This is a genomic window from Hasllibacter sp. MH4015 (assembly GCF_020177575.1).
Lineage (GTDB): Bacteria > Pseudomonadota > Alphaproteobacteria > Rhodobacterales > Rhodobacteraceae > Gymnodinialimonas.
The window spans coordinates 1917499-1935472 of record NZ_JAHTBK010000001.1 but is presented as its reverse complement, the minus strand read 5'-3'; the positions used below and the strand labels follow the sequence as shown (position 1 = coordinate 1935472).

General features: G+C 64.7%; 16 protein-coding genes. 13 read left to right on the top strand and 3 right to left on the bottom strand.

All coding sequences use genetic code 11. From position 1 onward, the window contains the following. Window positions 1-105 precede the first annotated feature (105 nt). Window positions 106-2592 (top strand): ATP-dependent helicase, encoded by a 2487-nt coding sequence (locus tag KUW62_RS09975; protein WP_224815334.1) that lies wholly within the window; start codon window positions 106-108, stop codon window positions 2590-2592. Window positions 2593-2839: 247 nt separating this feature from the next. Then, window positions 2840-3409: a hypothetical protein gene (locus tag KUW62_RS09970; protein WP_224815333.1), complete on the top strand. Its 570-nt coding sequence runs from the start codon at window positions 2840-2842 to the stop codon at window positions 3407-3409. On the opposite strand, the gene KUW62_RS09965 is transcribed toward KUW62_RS09970, so the two are convergent. Next, complete coding sequence (locus tag KUW62_RS09965; protein WP_224815332.1) at window positions 3396-4007, bottom strand: LysE family translocator; 612 nt, start codon at window positions 4005-4007, stop codon at window positions 3396-3398. The two genes, KUW62_RS09970 and KUW62_RS09965, sit on opposite strands and share 14 nt — an antisense overlap. 72 nt (window positions 4008-4079) lie before the next feature. Between KUW62_RS09965 and KUW62_RS09960 the strand changes: the two genes are divergently transcribed. After that, window positions 4080-4532, top strand: coding sequence for an Lrp/AsnC family transcriptional regulator (locus tag KUW62_RS09960; RefSeq protein WP_224815331.1), 453 nt, complete (start codon window positions 4080-4082; stop codon window positions 4530-4532). Window positions 4533-4818: 286 nt separating this feature from the next. Here the strand turns inward: KUW62_RS09960 and KUW62_RS09955 are convergent, their stop codons facing one another. After that, complete coding sequence (locus KUW62_RS09955) at window positions 4819-5040, bottom strand: DUF1127 domain-containing protein (RefSeq protein WP_224815330.1); 222 nt, start codon at window positions 5038-5040, stop codon at window positions 4819-4821. A 196-nt stretch (window positions 5041-5236) separates the two neighbouring features. Here KUW62_RS09955 and KUW62_RS09950 point away from each other — a divergent pair, with 196 nt between their 5' ends. The 10 genes from KUW62_RS09950 to murD all read left to right on the top strand — a co-directional run bounded on the left by KUW62_RS09950 (window position 5237) and on the right by murD (window position 17396). Then, window positions 5237-6445, top strand: coding sequence for an MFS transporter (locus KUW62_RS09950; protein WP_224815329.1), 1209 nt, complete (start codon window positions 5237-5239; stop codon window positions 6443-6445). A 34-nt stretch (window positions 6446-6479) separates the two neighbouring features. Further along, window positions 6480-7571, top strand: a complete 1092-nt coding sequence (locus KUW62_RS09945) for an Mrp/NBP35 family ATP-binding protein (RefSeq protein ID WP_224815328.1) — start codon at window positions 6480-6482, stop codon at window positions 7569-7571. Between the two features lie 629 nt (window positions 7572-8200). Next, window positions 8201-8728 carry a cell division/cell wall cluster transcriptional repressor MraZ gene (locus KUW62_RS09940; protein WP_224815327.1) on the top strand — a complete coding sequence of 176 codons (528 nt, stop codon included), beginning with the start codon at window positions 8201-8203 and terminating at the stop codon, window positions 8726-8728. Continuing rightward, on the top strand, window positions 8725-9705 hold the full coding sequence (rsmH, locus tag KUW62_RS09935; protein WP_224815326.1) for a 16S rRNA (cytosine(1402)-N(4))-methyltransferase RsmH: 981 nt from the start codon (window positions 8725-8727) through the stop codon (window positions 9703-9705). Before KUW62_RS09940 ends, rsmH begins: the two co-directional genes overlap by 4 nt. A gap of 1 nt (window position 9706) precedes the next feature. Next, complete coding sequence (locus KUW62_RS09930; RefSeq protein WP_224815325.1) at window positions 9707-10078, top strand: cell division protein FtsL; 372 nt, start codon at window positions 9707-9709, stop codon at window positions 10076-10078. Then, the gene (locus KUW62_RS09925) at window positions 10075-11856 is read left to right on the top strand and encodes a penicillin-binding protein 2 (protein ID WP_224815324.1); all 1782 of its coding nucleotides are present in this window, start codon (window positions 10075-10077) and stop codon (window positions 11854-11856) included. Before KUW62_RS09930 ends, KUW62_RS09925 begins: the two co-directional genes overlap by 4 nt. 11 nt (window positions 11857-11867) lie before the next feature. Beyond that, entirely contained in the window at window positions 11868-13343 is a 1476-nt protein-coding gene (locus tag KUW62_RS09920) for a UDP-N-acetylmuramoyl-L-alanyl-D-glutamate--2,6-diaminopimelate ligase (protein WP_224815323.1), read from the top strand. Then, a complete protein-coding gene (gene murF, locus KUW62_RS09915; protein ID WP_224815322.1) occupies window positions 13340-14746 on the top strand; it encodes a UDP-N-acetylmuramoyl-tripeptide--D-alanyl-D-alanine ligase in 1407 nt (468 codons plus the stop codon). The genes KUW62_RS09920 and murF overlap by 4 nt, the downstream gene beginning before the upstream one ends. A gap of 12 nt (window positions 14747-14758) precedes the next feature. Next, complete coding sequence (mraY, locus tag KUW62_RS09910; protein ID WP_224815321.1) at window positions 14759-15844, top strand: phospho-N-acetylmuramoyl-pentapeptide-transferase; 1086 nt, start codon at window positions 14759-14761, stop codon at window positions 15842-15844. A gap of 154 nt (window positions 15845-15998) precedes the next feature. Then, the gene (gene murD / locus KUW62_RS09905) at window positions 15999-17396 is read left to right on the top strand and encodes a UDP-N-acetylmuramoyl-L-alanine--D-glutamate ligase (protein WP_224815320.1); all 1398 of its coding nucleotides are present in this window, start codon (window positions 15999-16001) and stop codon (window positions 17394-17396) included. On the opposite strand, the gene KUW62_RS09900 is transcribed toward murD, so the two are convergent. Continuing rightward, window positions 17386-17757, bottom strand: a complete 372-nt coding sequence (locus tag KUW62_RS09900; protein WP_224815319.1) for a hypothetical protein — start codon at window positions 17755-17757, stop codon at window positions 17386-17388. The two genes, murD and KUW62_RS09900, sit on opposite strands and share 11 nt — an antisense overlap. Window positions 17758-17974 lie beyond the last annotated feature (217 nt).

Sequence of the window (17974 nt, the reverse complement as noted above, 5' to 3'; positions counted from 1 at the left end):
TCGGGGTCCGGGGCAGCGCCCCGGTCCGACGGCGCAATTCGCGCAAGCGGAACAATCTGCGAACAAACCTTCCCCTTTGCGCCAACAAACCCTATTCTTGCGCCCATGAGCAGTTACGACGATTCCGATGCGTTCGAGGCGGCGGCGACCTCGTCGCTTGCCGCCCGCGCCATGGCCGCCCGTCCCGGTGGGGCGACCCCCTATATGGATGGCCTGAACCCCGCGCAGATCGAGGCGGTCATGCAATTGGAAGGTCCGGTCCTGATGCTGGCGGGTGCGGGCACCGGCAAGACCCGCGCCCTGACCGCGCGGATCGCGCATCTGCTATCCACCGGCACCGCGCGCCCGAACGAGATCCTGGCCGTGACCTTCACCAACAAGGCCGCGCGGGAGATGAAGAACCGGGTCGGCCAGCTGCTGGGCCAACCGGCCGAAGGGATGCCGTGGCTGGGTACGTTCCATGCGATCTGTGTGAAGCTCTTGCGGCGTCATGCGGAACTCGTGGACCTGAAATCGAACTTCACCATCCTCGATACCGACGATCAGAACCGGCTGCTCAAGCAACTCATTATCGCCGCCGACATTGACGAAAAACGCTGGCCCGCCCGCGCGCTGGGCTCGATCATCGACGGCTGGAAGAACCGCGCGCTTCTGCCCGACAAGGTGCCGTCGGCGGATCACGGCGCGTTCAATCACCTTGGCGTGGAGCTTTACGCGCAATACCAGCAGCGCCTGAGGGAGCTGAACGCGTGCGATTTCGGCGATCTGTTGCTGCACATGATCCGCATCTTCCAGGAAAACGAGGACCTTCTGGCGCAATACCAGCGCTGGTTCCGCTACATCCTCGTGGATGAGTATCAGGACACGAACGTCGCCCAATATCTGTGGCTGCGGCTTCTGGCGGCGGGCCACAAGAACATCTGTTGTGTGGGTGACGATGACCAGTCGATCTACGGCTGGCGCGGCGCGGAGGTGGGCAACATCCTGCGGTTCGAGAAGGATTTTCCCGGCGCGAAGGTCGTGCGGCTGGAGCAGAATTACCGCTCCACCGGGCATATTCTGGCGGCGGCGTCCGGTGTGATCGCAGGCAACAAGGGCCGACTGGGAAAAACGCTTTGGACCGACGGGGAAGACGGCGAAAAGGTCCGCCTGATCGGCCATTGGGACGGGGACGAGGAGGCCCGCTGGGTCGGCGAAGAGATCGAGGCGATGGGCCAGGGCACGCGAGGCATGGACCCGATCGGCCCGAACTCCATCGCGATCCTCGTGCGCGCGTCGCACCAGATGCGCGCGTTCGAGGACCGGTTCCTGACCATCGGCCTGCCTTACCGCGTGATCGGCGGCCCGCGCTTTTACGAGCGGATGGAGATCCGGGACGCGATGGCCTATTTCCGGATCGTCGTATCACCCGACGACGATCTGGCCTTCGAGCGGATCGTGAATACGCCCAAGCGGGGCCTCGGCGACAAGGCGCAGCAGACGATTTTCCGCATGGCGCGGTCCAACGGGGTCAGCCTCCTGGAGGGTGCGCGGCTGTGCGTGCGAGCGCAGGCCATTGGCGGGAAAGGCGGCAAAGCGCTGGGTGAGCTGGTCGAGGGTATCGCGCGCTGGCGGCAATTGATGCGCCCTACTTTTCAAAGGATCCCAATTGACGGTGACCTGATAGAGGACGACGGGCCAAATGCCGGAGAGTTCGAGCACTTGGTCGAGGGTGCACCTGATGGGATTAACCATATTGAACTGGCCGAGATTATCCTCGATGAATCCGGCTACACCGCCCATTGGCAAAACGACAAGACGCCGGAGGCGCCGGGGCGGCTGGAGAACCTCAAGGAACTGGTCAAGGCGCTGGAAAGCTTCGAGAACCTGCAAGGGTTTCTCGAACATGTCTCGCTTATCATGGACAATGAATCCGATGATGCGGAGCCGAAAGTCACCCTGATGACGCTGCACGCGGCCAAGGGCCTGGAATTTCCCGCGATCTTCTTACCGGGCTGGGAGGATGGCTTGTTTCCCTCCCAGCGCAGCATGGACGAGAGCGGCCTGACCGGCCTCGAAGAAGAACGGAGGCTGGCTTATGTCGGCATCACGCGGGCGGAAGAGGTCTGCACCATTTCCTTCGCCGGAAACCGCCGCGTCTACGGCCAATGGCAAAGCCAGATGCCCAGCCGCTTCATCGACGAATTGCCCGAGGAACATGTGGAGGTCCTGACGCCGCCCGGCCTCTACGGCCACCAGGGAGGGATGGCGGCCAGCGCCAGCCCGGTCGAGCAGAGCATGGCGGGCAGCAACCTGCACGACCGCGCGGCGCGGGCCGATGTCTACAATTCCCCGGGCTGGCGGCGCTTGCAGGCCAACCAGGGCCAGCGAAGCCTGCGCCAGCCGTCCGAGGCCAAGACCATGACCATCGACGCAGAGGCCGTCAGCGCCTTTTCCATCGGCGACCGGGTGTTTCACCAGAAATTCGGCTATGGCGAAGTGATGTCGGTTGAGGGCGACAAGCTGGCCATCGAGTTCGACAAGGCGGGCAGCAAACACGTCGTGGGCCGGTTCCTTGTGGCGGCGGGTGAAAGCGGTGACGTGCCGTTTTGAGGCCGGTCGCCTATATCGTGACGACTTCTGCGGTGCGGTGTGCTGTTTTTCGTGTCCCACGGCGGTGCCCTAGGCGCTTCTCATCTCCGGGATTCATACACTGACGGCGCAGTGGTCCGCGATGCTCCCCACCGCGCTCACCCACGCCTTCGGAGGCGAAAAGCGCGGGTATTCCCGCTATCGACTTTTGCCGACCATCGCCTAGGGTCAGGGCTGGTCCGCATTTTCCAAACCAAAGAGGTCCGCCATGCCGTTTCGCCACGTTGGCATCCTGTATTCCGCCGCTGCGTTGCTTGCATGGCCCGCCGTTGCCCAATCCGACGGTTTCCTGACCCGCGACCAGTTGGAGACGCATATGCGGGAATCGGTGTTTTGCTATTATCCGTCGCCGCGCTTTTCCTGTGCTTGGGCGGAGCTCTATACCGAGTTCAACGACGATCACACGGTGCTGCAATCGGCGAGCGCCACGTGGGACGAGCCGATGTCCGTACTGGAATTCCGGATCGAGTGGGACGGCGACGCGCTGTGCATCGACCACGAGACTCAAGGTCTATTGTCCGCGCGAGAGGCGGAGGGGTATCGGTTCCCGTTCAGCCTGTCGGGCTTGAACAGCCGCCCGGATGCGGAATTGCCGGGTCTGGTTGAGACGTTCCGCGAAGGCTCCACTCCCGATGCGTGTTTCAGGTACACCTATGACCCTTTGGTCGAGGGCCAATTGCTGCAACACGTCTTCTATGGCGGGGTGGAGCAGGCGGACCGGGACCCGATCGCGTTGATCCCGCTGTTTGCGGGCGGCGTGTCGATCAATCCGGGCTGAAGCCGCTGGCCACCAGCGGGTAAAGAGACAGGACCAGCAGGCCCGCCATGGTCCAGTTGAATGCGCGCAAGCGCCCCGGCCCGTCGAGCCAGCGCCGCACCTGCACCCCGCCCCAAGCCCATGTCGCGACAGAGGGGATGTTGACCATGCCGAAGATCACGGCCACCGCAACGGCCCCCAGCCACCCGCCATCGGGCGGGGCGAAGGTGGTCTGGGCATAGATCGACATGTAGATCGCCTTGGGATTGACCCATTGGAAACAGGCGGCTTGCAGGAAGGTCAGGGGCCGCGCATCCTCGGGCGCGTCGGCGGGTGGCGCGGCATTCGCCACCTTCCAAGCCAGCCAAAGAAGATAGGCCACCGATACCAGGGTCAGTGCCATTCGCAGCCACGGGATCAGGTCGAACACCTGCACCAGCCCGAGGCCAAGGATCAGGGTCATCGCGGAATGGCCGATGGAGACGCCGAACATGTGCGGCAGCGTCCGCCGCAGTCCGAAATTCGCACCCGACGCCATGAGCATGATGTTGTTCGGCCCCGGCGTGATCGAGGAGGCGAAGGCGAAAAGCACGAGTGCGGAGAGGAGTTCGAAGGTCATTGCGCAACATTAGGCGGGATGTGAGGCAATGAAATTGCGAAGTGCCGTGTTTCGTGCGAAGGTTTGCAACTAATGGCGAATATGGACGACAAAGACCGGCAGATATTGCGTGTGCTGGCGCGGGACGGCCGGATCTCGAACCTCGACCTGGCGGAGAAGGTGGCCTTGTCCCCCTCGGCCACTTTGCGGCGTGTGCAGGCGCTGGAGGCGACGGGTGTGATCCGTGGCTACCGCGCGGTGCTTGACCCGGGCAAGCTGGGTATCGGGTTCGTCGCCTACATCACCGTGGGCCTCGGACTGCACACCAAGGGCGCGCAGGAGGCGTTCGAACAGGCTGTGGCCGCCGCAGAGGAGGTGCGCGAGTGCCACAACATTACTGGCACCGTGGAATATCTGCTCCGGGTCGAGGTGGCGGACCTGATCGCCTATAAACGCTTTCATACCGATATTCTGGGCGCGCTGCCGCAGGTTGCCACGATCACGACCTTCGTGGTCATGGGATCGCCCAAAGACCTGCGCGCCTGACATCCGGAAAAGAAAAAAGCGGTGACGGTCCAAGGGAGGAGAGGACCATCACCGCCGAAAATCAGATGCTCCCAATGGGAGGAGAGAGAGCATCCAGGTGGCGTCCTCCTAAGGGAGGAGAAGGAGGAGCGCCGGTCGTCACGGCCCCAATTGGGAGGAACGGGACCGATGGGGTCGGCCTTGAGCGGCCGTATGTCGAAGCGGGTGCGACCGAAGGGAGGGTTTGGTGCAGCCCGCTGACCCGAACCTCGAAGGGAGGAGTGAGGTTCGGTATCTCTGATGTGGCTCAGGCGGTCTTGCCGTAAGCCGCTTCCAGCGCGATGCGCCGGATCATGGTGGGGTTGATGCCCAGATCGGCCATCTCCCGCGCGCTCATGTCGCTCAGCTCGTTGAGCGTGTTGCGATAAACGCGCCAATTCCTGTACGCCTCGACCGCATGGGCACCCATCTCGGTGATCCGGGTGCCGAAAGAAACGGTGGAAGTGCGGTTGCCTGCTACGTATGCCATATCATCCTCATCGAACGGTTTGGACAGCGCGTTGACCTGTTCAAGCGGCCGTCCATTGTGTTGGGCATTGGCATTCTTGCCGGCCCGTTGACATTGAAGATAGGGGAATGCTGCACATGCACAATCGCCATTGCGGAAATGCTGCTATGCAGCGAACGCATAACACATTTCCGTTACATTCCCTTGGGTTAACCATGTGTTGATCGCCGGTGGCGCCTTTGCCGACCGGCAGTTCCGGCTGTTTTTCACCGGCGTGTTCTTCGCGGTCCAGGCGATCTGGATCCAGCGCGTCACCTTGTCGTGGCTGGCCTGGGAACGGACGGGATCGGCGGGTGTGGTGGGCATCGTCGCGGGGTTGAGCCTGTTGCCCACGATCCTGTTCGGCCCGCTATTCGGGGTGATGGCCGACCGGATCGACATTCGCCGGGGCGCTTTGGTGACGAACCTGTCCATGGCCCTGACGCTGGCGATCATGGCATTTGTCGCCCGTGACGTGGGCGCATTTGGGCTTGGCGTCGCGGCTGCGGTGATCGGCCTGATCTCGGCCGCGCATCATCCCTTGCGCATGTCCCTTGGCCCTAGGCTGGTGGACAAGGAGATGGTGCAGCACGTCATCTCGGCCACCGCGCTCAATTTCAATATCGCGCGGTTGGTGGCCCCGGTTTTCGCGGGCTGGATCATCGCCACGGCGGGCGGGTCGACGGCCCTGTGGATCGCGGCGCTGTGCTATTTGCCGATGCTGGCAGTTTTGCCGGCCCTGCGACCGCGCAACCTGCCGCCGCGTGACGCCGCACCGTTCTGGCGGGATCTGGTGCAGGGCTTTGCCCATGCCGCCGCGACGCCGCTGATCCGGCGCGCGCTTCTGATCACGTTGATCTTCGCCACCTCGACCCGCGGCGCGTTGGAGGTGCTGCCGGTCCTGGCCGATGGCGGGTTCGGACGCGGGGCGGCGGGCTTGGGCTTCCTGACGGCGGCGGCAGGCGCCGGGGCGCTTGTCTCGGCGGTCCTGAAGGCTGCGGGCGTGGGCGCGGTGGGGGCGCGCATCCCGCTGGCGGTCTGGGCCGCGGCCTTGGCCGGGCAGGGGGCGGTGATCGCGATGGGGGCGGCGCCGACCTGGCCCCTTGCGCTGGCGGCAACGGCCCTGGCTGGCCTAACCTCCACCTGGTGCGGGGTGAGCCTCCAGGCCGCGATCCAGACCGATCTGCCCGATGAATTGCGGGGCCGCGTGATGAGCCTATGGATCATGGTGGGTTTCGGAACCGTCGCCATCGGTGCCTTCGGCCTTGGATTGGTGGCGGATATCACCGGGATCGGTCCCGCGCTGATCGGGGCGGGATGCGCGGGCGCGCTGGCCATCGTTTCTGTCGCAATAGGGGTGCAGCGGGCGGAAAACCGTCCTATGTGACGGGAAACGCCCCCTGACCCGAAGGCCGCCACCCATGTCCCAGACCCGCGAGACGATCCTGCAAGCCTTGCGCGCCCTGTCCCTGCCCGATGGCGGCGACGTGGTCAGCCGGGACATGGTCCGGGCGGTGCAAGTCCAGGGCGACCGCGTGAGTTTCATCCTGGAAGCTCCGACGCCCGAGGCCGCGCAAGCCATGGGACCCGTGCGCGACGCGGCGCAGGCGCTCGTCGAGCGGTTGGACGGCGTGGCGAGCGCGACCGTGGCCCTGACGGCCCATGGCCCTGCCAAGGTCCCACCGCAGGCGGCCCCTGCGCAGGAGCCGCCGAGCCTGAAGGTGGGCGGCCATATGAAACAGCAGGAGGGGCCGATGCGCCCCAAGGGCGTACAGCGGATCATCGGGATCGGCTCGGGCAAGGGGGGCGTGGGCAAGTCCACCGTCTCCACCAACCTCGCCGTTGCGCTGGCGCGACTTGGCCGCCGCGTGGGGCTGCTGGACGCCGATATCTATGGCCCAAGCGTGCCGCGGATGATGGGTGTGAACAAGCGCCCCGCCTCCCCCGACGGGAAGACGATCATTCCGCTCCACGGCCATGGCGTGACGCTGATGTCCATCGGCTTCATGCTGCCGGAGGAGAAGGCGGTGGTCTGGCGCGGCCCGATGCTGATGGGCGCATTGCAGCAGATGCTGACCCAGGTGGAATGGGGCGAGCTGGACGTGCTGCTGGTCGATCTGCCGCCGGGCACGGGTGATGTGGCGATGACCTTGTGCCAGCGGTCCGAAGTGACCGGGGCGATCGTGGTAAGCACGCCGCAGGACGTGGCGCTTCTGGACGCGCGCAAGGCGCTCAACATGTTCGAGACGCTCAAGACGCCGATCCTGGGCCTGATCGAGAACATGGCCAGCTACCATTGCCCGAAATGCGGCCATGAGGCGCATATCTTCGGGGAAGGCGGTGTGCGGGCAGAGGCGGAGCGGTTGGACCTGCCGTTCCTGGGTGCGCTACCCATCGACCTTGAGACGCGCATCGCCGGGGATGCCGGAACACCGGTTGCCGCAGGCGACGGCCCGATGGCGGAGGCATATGCGAGCCTCGCCAAGCGATTCATCGACGGTGGAATGGCCTGAATCCGGGATCGCGCTTCGCTGGGATCGTGCGCCGTCAGGGTGATTCGTTCCCGAAAAACCAGAACAAAAGGTGACCCTGGGGAAAGGGCTGGGTGGATTTGGGAAAAATCTTCCACCGCGCCCCACTTTCTTCCCTGACGGTCGGTGGACCCCATATTGTGGGACGATCCGCCACCACCCCACTAGATGAGCCTCAATCTGCCCGGTCTCAGACACAAGATGCTGTGTTTGCATGGGGTCAGAATCAACGTATTGGGGCAAAGTGGTGAAAAAAGGTATTGATTGGGAGAATGTCCCATGAGACAAGAGGTCATCGGCAACGAGACAACAACAACGGGTCGCAAAGACCTGAACCAACAAAAACAAAAAGGCAGGTTCATACAGGCATCTCATTCGCCGAGACGCAGAGATCCGGCGCGCAGGCGAGCAGACATCCCCCCAGGTAGTTTGCGCAGTCGGACACCCCAGAAATGGGACGAGGGCGGCGGTTGAGGAGTGGCAGCTTCCTCAACCGCCGTTTCCATTTTCAGGGGGGCGAAATACGGCCGAACTTTGGCCAAAATGTGGCGCGAAACGCGCCTGGAGCATTAGGGCGCCAAGGCGCGCCCGGGACATGAGGCAACACGCACGTGGATGCGCGCTTTACAGGAACAAGCACCGTCAAGGTTGACGGGAAGGGCCGGGTGTCGCTCCCGGCCAAGTTCCGTCGCGCGTTGCAATCCGCCGATGCCGCCTGCGGCCCCGGTGACGCGCCGCGCCTCTATATCGCCTATGGCAACCCCGCCTATGATTACGTGGAATGCCTGTCGGGCGACGCATACGACAATCTCGACGCGAAAATCCAGGCCATGCCCGAGGGCGAGGCGGAGCGCGAAGTCCTTGAAATCCTGTTCTATTCCCTGTGCGATGAAATCGTTGTCGACGATGCGGGCCGGTTCGTTCTTCCCGGCCCCGCGCGCGAGAAGCTGGCGTTGGACGGGGAGGCCGTGTTCCAGGGCAAGGGCACCAAGTTCCATATCCTCAAACCCGCCGACAGCGAGGCGTCCAAGGACAAGCTGGCCGCGATGCTCGACAAATTGGGCAAGGGCAAGGAATTCTTCAATCCGGTCTCGCTTGCCAATGCGAAACCCGCCCCGGTGCGTGACGATGCCGAATGACAGACGCGACAGACGCCCCGCATGTCCCCGTACTCTTGACCTCGATCCTCGCGGAGGTCGCGCCGGTTTCTGGCGTCTGGTTGGACGGGACCTTCGGCGCTGGTGGATACGCCCGTGGCTTGCTGGATAGGGGGGCGGATCTGGTGATTGGGGTGGATCGCGATCCTTTGGCGTTTGAAATGGCCGCTGCCTGGGCCGGTGAGTATGACGACCGGCTGCGGCTGGTCGAAGGCACGTTTTCCGAACTCGATGCTCTGGCCGGTCAGCCACTGGATGGTGTGACGCTGGATCTGGGCGTGTCCTCCATGCAGCTGGACTTGGCCGAGCGCGGCTTTTCCTTCATGCGCGACGGGCCGCTGGATATGCGGATGGGGCAGGCCGGTGTGAGCGCCGAGGACCTTGTGAACGACGCGCCCGAGGCGCTTCTGGCGGACATCCTCTATCATTACGCGGAAGAGCGTGCGGCGCGCCGGATTGCCAAGGCGATCGTGGCGGAGCGAGCGAAGAACCGCATCAACTCCACCCTGCAACTGGCTGGTATCATTGAAGGATGCCTGCCGCGCAAGAAGCCCGGCCAAAGCCACCCCGCGACACGGTCGTTCCAGGCGATCCGCATAGCGGTGAACGATGAATTCGGGCAACTGGCCGAAGGTCTGATGGCCGCTGAGCGCGCCTTGCGTCCGGGCGGCAAGCTCGCCGTTGTCACGTTCCATTCCTCCGAGGACCGCATCGTGAAACGGTTCATGGCCGAACGGTCCAGCACCGGGGGCGGCGGATCGCGCTATGCACCGGAGGCGGCGGAAAAGACGCCCGCCTTCACGCTGACCCCACGCAAGGCCATCGCGCCTGACGCAGAAGAAATCGCGCGCAACCCGCGCGCCCGCTCCGCCAAGTTGCGCATCGCGACCCGTACCGATGCCCCGGCGGAGGCCATTGACACTGCTCGCCTCGGGCTGCCCCGCGTGGAGGTGCATTGAGATGCGATTCACCACCCTGATCGCCGCAATCCTTGTCATTGGCCTTGGGTACTGGGCCTATCACCAGACGATCCAGACCCAGATGGCGGACCGCGATGTCGACCGACTGCAACGCCAGATCGCGGCGGAGCACGAGCGCCTGAGCGTTCTGCGCGCGGAATGGGCGTATCTCAACCGTCCCGACCGTTTGCGTGAATTGGCGTTGTTCAACTTCGAGCGGCTGGGGCTCTTGCCGCTTGCGCCGGACCAGTTCGGAGATGTGGCGCAGATCCCATTCCCTGCGCCCGAGCCGGAGCCGCTGGCCCCGGAGATGTTGCAAAACAATTCCTCGGTCGGACAGATCACTGTGGATGAGGAGATCGAGCCCCTATGAGCCTTCGCATTCCGCTTCGCCCGCTGACCCGCATCCTCGACGCCCGCCGTCGCGGCGAAAACCCCGACAACGTCGAGAAAGAAAACCTGCGCTTGCGCCACGAGGCACAGCGTGACCGGATGCGCGTGCGCGCCGAAAGCCGGCTTTTGTTGGTCGCGCTTTGCTTCGTTCTGGCCTTCGGTGCAGTCGGCACGCGGATGGCGGCCCTTGCCACGTCCGAGCCGACGGAGCCGCGCACCCTCAGCCAGGGTCCCACGATCCTGAATACGCGCGCGGACATCACCGACCGCCACGGGCGCATCCTAGCCACGAATTTCGCAACGAACGCGCTTTACGCCCACCCCCACGACATCATCTACCCGCGTCAGGCCGCCGAAGGTCTGGCGGAGATCTTCCCGGAAATGGATGCCGAGGACCTCTATCGCAGGTTCACGTCGGGCGCGCGGTTCATCTGGTTGCGCCGCTATATCTCGCCCGAGCAGGAACAGCAGGTCCACGACATCGGCTCCCCCGGTCTTCTGTTCGGCCCGCGCGAGATGCGCCTTTATCCCAATGGCTCCATCGCGTCGCACATCCTGGGCGGCGCGAGCTTTGGCGAAGAAGCGGTGAACGCGGCCGAAGTGATCGGCATCGCGGGGGTGGAGGCGCAATTCGACGCGGAGCTGCGCGACCCGTCCCGCGTCGATCCGTTGATGCTGTCGCTTGATCTGTCGGTTCAGGCCGCGGTGGAGGAAGTGCTGGCCGGTGGCATGGCGCTGATGAATGCGCGGGGTGCAGCGGCGGTCTTGATGGATGTGCATACCGGTGAAGTCATCTCCATGGCGAGCCTGCCGGATTTCGACCCCAATGCACGTCCGCGTCCGCTTCTGGAAGGCGATCAGGCCGACAGCCCGCTCTTCAACCGCGCGGTGCAGGGCGTTTATGAATTGGGAAGCGTTTTCAAGACCTTCACGATTGCGCAGGCGTTGGAACTGAACCTTTATTCCGTCTATGACATGATCGACACGACCGGACCGTTGCGCATGGCCGGTTTCGCAATCCGCGACTTCTCCAATTATGGCCCGGAGCAATCGGTGGCCGACGTGCTGATCCACTCGTCGAATATCGGCACCGCCCGGATCGCGCGAACGATCGGCGGTGAGCGGCAGCGCAGCTTCCTGGCGGAATTGGGCCTTCTGGAACCCACACCAGTTGAGTTGGTGGAGGCCGCATCGGGCCGCCCGCTTCTGCCGCCGCGCTGGGGGGAGTTGGCCACGATGACGATTTCCTACGGCCACGGCATCTCCACCTCGCCGCTGCATCTGGCTTCGGCCTATTCCACGATGGTCAATGGCGGAACGGAGATCGAGCCGACGCTGGTGCGCCGGGAAGACCCGCAAGACGGGCTGCGCATCATTTCCGAGGCGACAAGCGACGCGATGCGCGCCTTGCTCCGCTCGGTCGTGACGGATGGCACCGCATCCTTCGGGGAAGTTGACGGCTATTACATAGGTGGCAAGACCGGCACCGCCGATCTGCCGCGCCCGCAGGGGGGATATTACGAGGATCGCAACCTCAATACCTTTGCCAGCGCCTTCCCGATGAATGACCCGCAATATGTGCTGATCGTGACCTTGCAGGAGGCGGCCGAATTGAGCGGGCCGCAGCCGCGCCGCACCGCCGGTTGGACCGCCGTGCCCGTGGCCGCGGAGATCATCCGCCGCACCGCACCGCTTCTGGGTCTGCGGCCAGACGTTGAACACCCCCTCGGTTTGCAGCTATCCAACTCCTCGAACTGAGAGGTGCCGCGATGGCTGAGAGACGACTTTCCGATCTGGGCCTGACCCCCAAATCGGGTGGCGATGTTGCGGTCAGGGCGCTGGCGCTCGACAGCCGGAAGGTGGAGAAGGGCACGCTGTTTGCGGCCTTGCCCGGCACCCGGGTCCATGGCGGCGAATTCATCCAATATGCCTTGCGCATGGGCGCGGTGGCCATCTTGACCGATCGCACCGGCGCGGAGATTGCGGCCAAGGAACTGGCAGCGTCGGATGCGGCGCTTGTGGTGGTGGAGGATGCCGCCGACGCCTTGGCCCATGCTGCGGCCCTGTTCTTCGGGTCACAGCCCGAGACGATGGTGGCGGTGACGGGGACCAATGGCAAAACCTCGGTCGCCAGCTTCACCCGCCAGATCTGGGAGGCTTTGGGCCGCCCGGCGGTCAATGTCGGTACAACCGGGGTCGAAGGTGCCTTTGAAGCGCCCGGCCTGCATACCACGCCGGACGCCGTGACATTGCACCGCGTGCTTGCAGACATGGAAGCGGCGGGCGTGACCCATGCCGCGATGGAGGCGTCGTCCCACGGGTTGGACCAGAAACGCATGGTTGGGGTGCGGTTGGCTGCGGCGGCGTTCACCAACCTCACCCAGGATCACCTTGATTATCACGGCACGATGGAGGCGTATTTCGACGCCAAGCTGCGGCTTTTCACGGGGCTGTTGCCGGAGGACGGCGTGGCCGTCGTGAACCTGGACGACCCCCACGGCCCGCGCGTCGCGGACGCTTGCGACGGGCGCGGGATCGAGGTCTTGGGTGTCGCGCAATACACCGAGGCCGCGCTCAAGATCACGGGGCGACGGATCGACGAGACGGGCCAGGACGTGCTGTTCCGCTGGCAAGGCGCGGCACGGCAGGCGCGGCTGGACCTGATCGGTGGCTTCCAGGCGATGAATGTCCTGACGGCGGCAGGCTTGGCGATCGCGGGGGGGGAAGATCCCGACGCGGTGTTCGCGGTTCTGCCCAGGATGCAGGGTGTCCGGGGACGGATGCAGCTGGCTGCACGGCGACACCACGGCGCACCCATTTATGTTGATTATTCACATACGCCGGACAGCCTCGAAGTGGCCCTGAAGGCGCTGCGGCCGCATGTATTGGGCCGTTTGATCGTTGTTTTCGGGGCAGGTGGCGACAGGGACACGGGAAAGCGTCCATTGATGGGGGAAGCGGCAAAACTGTGGAGTGATGTTGCAATAGTGACAGACGATAATCCTCGATCCGAGGACCCGGCGACCATCCGCCGGGCCGTTTTGGAGGGATGTCCCGAGGCGACGGAGATCGGCGACCGGGCGGAGGCGATTTTGCGCGGCGTCGATATGCTGGAACCCGGTGACGCACTGCTGATCGCGGGCAAGGGACACGAGACCGGGCAGGAAGTGGGCGATGTCGTCTATCCGTTCGACGATGTCGAGCAGGCCTCCGTCGCGGTGGCGGCGCTGGAGGGGGCCATATGAACTTGTGGACCTCAGAAGATGCGACGGCCGCGACCGGCGGCGTCACGGGCACATGGCTGGCCGACGGGGTGTCCATTGACACCCGCACGCTGCAACCGGGTGATCTGTTCGTCGCGCTGGCAGCGGAGCGGGACGGACACGACTTCGTGGCCCAGGCCTTCGCAAAGGGCGCGGCGGCGGCGCTTGTGGCCCGCGTGCCCGATGGCGTGGAGGCGGAGAAATGCCTCGTGGTAAAGGACGTGCTGGTCGCCCTGGAAGATCTCGGCAAGGCCGCCCGTGCGCGCACCGATGCGCACGTGATCGCGATCACCGGCTCGGTGGGCAAGACCACCGCGAAGGAGATGCTGAAAAGCGCGTTGCGGGGGCAGGGCAAGATCCACGCCGCCGTCGCCTCCTACAACAACCATTGGGGCGTGCCGCTGACCCTGGCGCGGATGCCCCCGGATACCGACTACGCCGTGATCGAGATCGCGATGAGCAATCCCGGGGAAATCGCACCCCTGACCCGCATGGCCCGGCCCCATGTGGCGCTGATCACCACCATCGCGCCCGCCCATCTGGAAGCCTTCGGCGTGATCGAGGGGATCGCGGCGGAAAAAGCCTCCATCTTCGAGGGGTTGGAGCCGGGGGGCGTGGCCGTCGTGCCGATGGATGTGGAAACAAAGGACATCCTTCTGGAGGCCGCGCGGAAACACGCGCAGGAGGTCGTGACCTTCGGGGAGGATGGGGAGGCCGATCTGCGCCTTGCCGATGTTCTTCTGACCGAAGACAGCACCGTGATGCGCATCGCCACCGCAGACGGCGCGCGGCTTGCCAAGCTATCGGTCGCGGGGCGCCATTACGCCAGCAATGCCGTGGCGATCCTGTGCGCCGTGGCGGCCGCGGGCGCCGATCCGACGATGGCGTCCATGGCCCTGTCGCAATGGCAGCCGGTCGAAGGACGCGGCCAGAGGGAGCGCATTCAACTCAGCCGCACCGACGATATCGCCATCGAGATCATCGACGACGCCTTCAACGCAAACCCGGCGTCGCTCAGCGCGGGGTTGGAGGTTCTGGCCGCCATAAAGCCCGTTCGCGGCGGGCGGCGTATCGCGGTTCTGGGCGACATGCTGGAACTGGGGCATGAGGCGGAGGCGATGCATGCCGATGTGGCCGATCTGGAGACTGTGGCGGCTATCGACCTGGTTCATACCAGCGGCACGTTGATGGAACACTTGCACCTGGCCCTGCCGGGCGCGAAACGCGGCCTCCATACCGAGACGGCGGCGCAGATGTGCAAGGAGCTGCCCCGAACCCTGCGCCCCGGCGACGTGGTGCTCATCAAAGGCTCCAAGGGCTCCCGCATTTCCCTTGTGGTTGACGCTCTGCGGAAACTGGGGCAATCCGTTGAGGATAAAGCGTGAGGATACCGCTATATGTTGTATTGGCTGAGTGAGCTGTCGGACGGTGGCGATGTCTTCAATCTGTTTCGCTACATCACGTTCCGGGCCGGCGGGGCCTTTTTCACGGCGCTGATCTTCGGCTTCATCTTCGGCCGCCCGCTGATCAACGCGCTGCGCCGCAAATACGCCAATGGCCAGCCGATCCGCGAAGACGGGCCGGAGCATCACCTGGAAACCAAGGCGGGCACACCCACGATGGGCGGTCTCTTGATCCTTGCCGCGCTGACCCTCTCGACGGTGATGTGGGCGCGGCTGGACAATGGCTATGTCTGGCTGGTGCTTGGCGTGACCGTCTGTTTCGGGTTGATCGGGTTTGCAGATGACTGGGCAAAGGTGAGCCGTAACACGAGCGCGGGCGTCTCGGGAAAGGTGCGGCTGGCGGCGGGGTTCGCCATCGCGCTGGGGGCCGCCTTGATCGCCGCGGAGTTGCACCCCGAGGAGCTGTCGAACCAGCTGGCGGTGCCGGTCTTCAAGGACGTTTTGCTGAATTTCGGCTGGGTCTATATTCCCTTCGTGATGATCGTGATCGTCGGCTCCGCCAATGCCGTGAACCTGACCGATGGGCTGGACGGCCTGGCGATCATGCCGGTGATGATCGCGGCGGGCACGCTGGGGGCGATCGCCTACGCGGTGGGCCGGGTCGATTTCACCGATTACCTTGACGTCCATTACGTGCCGGGAACGGGGGAATTGCTGATCTTCTGCGCGGGCCTGATCGGAGGGGGCCTGGGCTTCCTGTGGTACAACGCGCCACCTGCGGCCGTGTTCATGGGCGATACCGGATCGCTGGCGCTGGGCGGGGCGCTGGGGGCGATCGCGGTCTCCACCAAGCACGAGATCGTTCTTGCGATCGTGGGCGGGTTGTTCGTGGCCGAAGCGGTCAGCGTGATCGTGCAGGTCCTCTATTTCAAGGCGACCGGCAAGCGCGTGTTCCTGATGGCACCGATCCACCACCATTTCGAAAAGCAGGGATGGGCGGAGCCACAGATCGTGATCCGCTTCTGGATCATCTCCCTGATCCTCGCGCTCATCGGATTGGCGACGCTGAAATTGCGCTGAGCGCCGCGCCGGTTGTTGAATGGAGACGCCCTTGGCGTCATTCGATACATGATTTGGCGCGTGGGGCGGATGGCGCGCCCGTTCTTCGGGCTCTGGCGCTTGGGGCCGGGTCGGGTTTAGGTATTTTTGAAGCAAAGAAGGCAGGGCGCGCGCGATGATCCCGGTTATGGGTTTCGAGGGACAGAAGGTATTGGTGCTGGGTCTGGGGCGATCCGGGCTGGCGGCGGCCCGCGCGTTGAAGGCGGGGGGAGCCGAGCCCCTGTGCTGGGACGACGGGGAGGGCGCGCGGGCGCGGGCGCAGGCAGAAGGCTTTGCGCTGCACGACCCGATGCGCGCCGATGGGTTCGAGGGGATTGCCTGCCTCGTGACATCGCCGGGTATCCCGCATCTCTACCCCACGCCGCATCGCGCGATCGCGGCGGCTTACGCGGCCGGCGTGCCGGTGGACAACGATATCGGATTGTTCTTCCGCTCGCTGGGGCAGGGGGATTGGGCCTTGCACGACACGCCGCCCCGCGTGGTGGCCGTGACCGGCTCGAACGGCAAGTCGACGAGTGCCGCGCTGATTGCCCATATCCTGAGGCAGGCGGGGGTGCCGTGCCAATTGGCGGGCAATATCGGGCGCGGGGTTCTGGATATTGAGCCGCCGGTGGATGGCGAGGTGGTGGTGCTGGAACTGTCATCCTACCAGACGGAACTGGCCCGCGCCCTGACCCCCGATATCGCGGTCTTCACGAACCTGTCGCCGGATCATCTGGACCGACATGGCGGGATGGGCGGATATTTCGCGGCCAAGCGGCGGCTCTTCTCCGAAGGCGGGCCGGAGCGGGCGGTGATCGGCGTGGACGAGGTGGAGGGGCAATACCTGGCCGGGCAGATGATCGAGGGGCCGGGTGACGGACGCCTGATCCGCGTGGCATCCCACAAGCTGAGCGGGCCGGGATGGGACCTTGTCACCCGGAAGGGCTGGCTTAGCGAAATGCGCAAGACGCGGCAGGTGGCCTCGATCGACCTGCGCGACATTCCCGGTTTGCCCGGGGCCCACAACCACCAGAACGCGGCCTGCGCCTATGGGGCGTGCCGGGCGCTGGGGCTTGCGCCCCGGGTGATCGAGGCGGCGTTTCATACCTTCGAGGGTTTGCCCCACCGTTCGCAGCGCGTGGCGGAAATCGGGGGGGTGGCCTATGTCAATGACAGCAAGGCCACCAACGTGGATGCCGCGATCAAGGCGCTCGGGGCGTTCAAGCGCATCCGCTGGATCTGCGGCGGCTTGGAGAAGGATGGCGGTTTCGGTGGTCTGCAAGACGCGGCCGGGGGCGTCCTCAAGGCCTACGTTATCGGGAGGGAGGCGGAGGCGTTCGCGCTGCACCTAGGGGACGTCCCGGTGGAAATCTGCGGCAACATGGAAACCGCCGTGGCCCGCGCCGCCGCGGAGGCGGAGCCGGGCGATACGGTTCTGCTTGCACCGGCGGCGGCCAGCTTCGACCAATATGACAGTTTCGAGGCCCGCGGCGCGGATTTCATAGCCCAAGTGGAAGCGCTTAGACGCTAAGCGAGCGGAATTGCCAGAGGCCGAGAGTGGCAACCAGCAATGCATCGGCGGCCAGAAGCGTGTAGCCAAGCGGCGTTGCGACGGGGCCGAAGACCAGCAGGGCGATCAGTAGAAGCACATAGGCGACAAGGCCCGCGATGTTGAGGCGTGTCCACCAGATAATGGTCCTGCGGCCCGTGACCCACAGCAGACCCAGTGTGTGCAGGACCAAGGCGCCGCCGATGACTTGGTAGCTCGTCCCCGGCATCAGGCCGATGGTTTGTGCAAGCGGCGCGGCCATGAGCAGGCCCGCAAGCCCCGTCACGAGAGAGGCCAGGGCATTGGCGCGCAAGGCACGGGGCAAGGAGGACGTCTGCGTCATGGGCGGCAAGGTGCCGGGCCGGATTGCGTTGTGCAAGGCCATGCGGGCGGCGCGGGGAGGTCAATTCGCCGTTTCGGAGGGGCAAATGGGGCAAGCCGCAATATGGGGGTTTGCCCTCATGTCAGGGACGCCTGAAACCGGTCATGAGAGTGGCAATCCAAGCGCCTCCCCTTCCATCCTCGGCTGCATGGTGCCGTTTCAATCCTCCATAAAGGAG

Excerpts from the sequence above, each read along its gene's own strand:
- KUW62_RS09970 (WP_224815333.1), top strand. The coding sequence starts at position 2,840 with ATGCCGTTTCGCCACGTTGGCATCCTGTATTCCGCCGCTGCGTTGCTT.
- rsmH (WP_224815326.1), top strand. The coding sequence starts at position 8,725 with ATGACAGACGCGACAGACGCCCCGCATGTCCCCGTACTCTTGACCTCG.
- murD (WP_224815320.1), top strand. The coding sequence starts at position 15,999 with ATGATCCCGGTTATGGGTTTCGAGGGACAGAAGGTATTGGTGCTGGGT.
- KUW62_RS09925 (WP_224815324.1), top strand. The coding sequence starts at position 10,075 with ATGAGCCTTCGCATTCCGCTTCGCCCGCTGACCCGCATCCTCGACGCC.
- KUW62_RS09955 (WP_224815330.1), bottom strand. The coding sequence starts at position 5,040 with ATGGCATACGTAGCAGGCAACCGCACTTCCACCGTTTCTTTCGGCACC.
- KUW62_RS09920 (WP_224815323.1), top strand. The coding sequence starts at position 11,868 with ATGGCTGAGAGACGACTTTCCGATCTGGGCCTGACCCCCAAATCGGGT.
- KUW62_RS09960 (WP_224815331.1), top strand. The coding sequence starts at position 4,080 with ATGGCGAATATGGACGACAAAGACCGGCAGATATTGCGTGTGCTGGCG.
- KUW62_RS09965 (WP_224815332.1), bottom strand. The coding sequence starts at position 4,007 with ATGACCTTCGAACTCCTCTCCGCACTCGTGCTTTTCGCCTTCGCCTCC.
- murF (WP_224815322.1), top strand. The coding sequence starts at position 13,340 with ATGAACTTGTGGACCTCAGAAGATGCGACGGCCGCGACCGGCGGCGTC.
- KUW62_RS09900 (WP_224815319.1), bottom strand. The coding sequence starts at position 17,757 with ATGACGCAGACGTCCTCCTTGCCCCGTGCCTTGCGCGCCAATGCCCTG.
- KUW62_RS09975 (WP_224815334.1), top strand. The coding sequence starts at position 106 with ATGAGCAGTTACGACGATTCCGATGCGTTCGAGGCGGCGGCGACCTCG.
- KUW62_RS09945 (WP_224815328.1), top strand. The coding sequence starts at position 6,480 with ATGTCCCAGACCCGCGAGACGATCCTGCAAGCCTTGCGCGCCCTGTCC.
- KUW62_RS09930 (WP_224815325.1), top strand. The coding sequence starts at position 9,707 with ATGCGATTCACCACCCTGATCGCCGCAATCCTTGTCATTGGCCTTGGG.
- mraY (WP_224815321.1), top strand. The coding sequence starts at position 14,759 with ATGTTGTATTGGCTGAGTGAGCTGTCGGACGGTGGCGATGTCTTCAAT.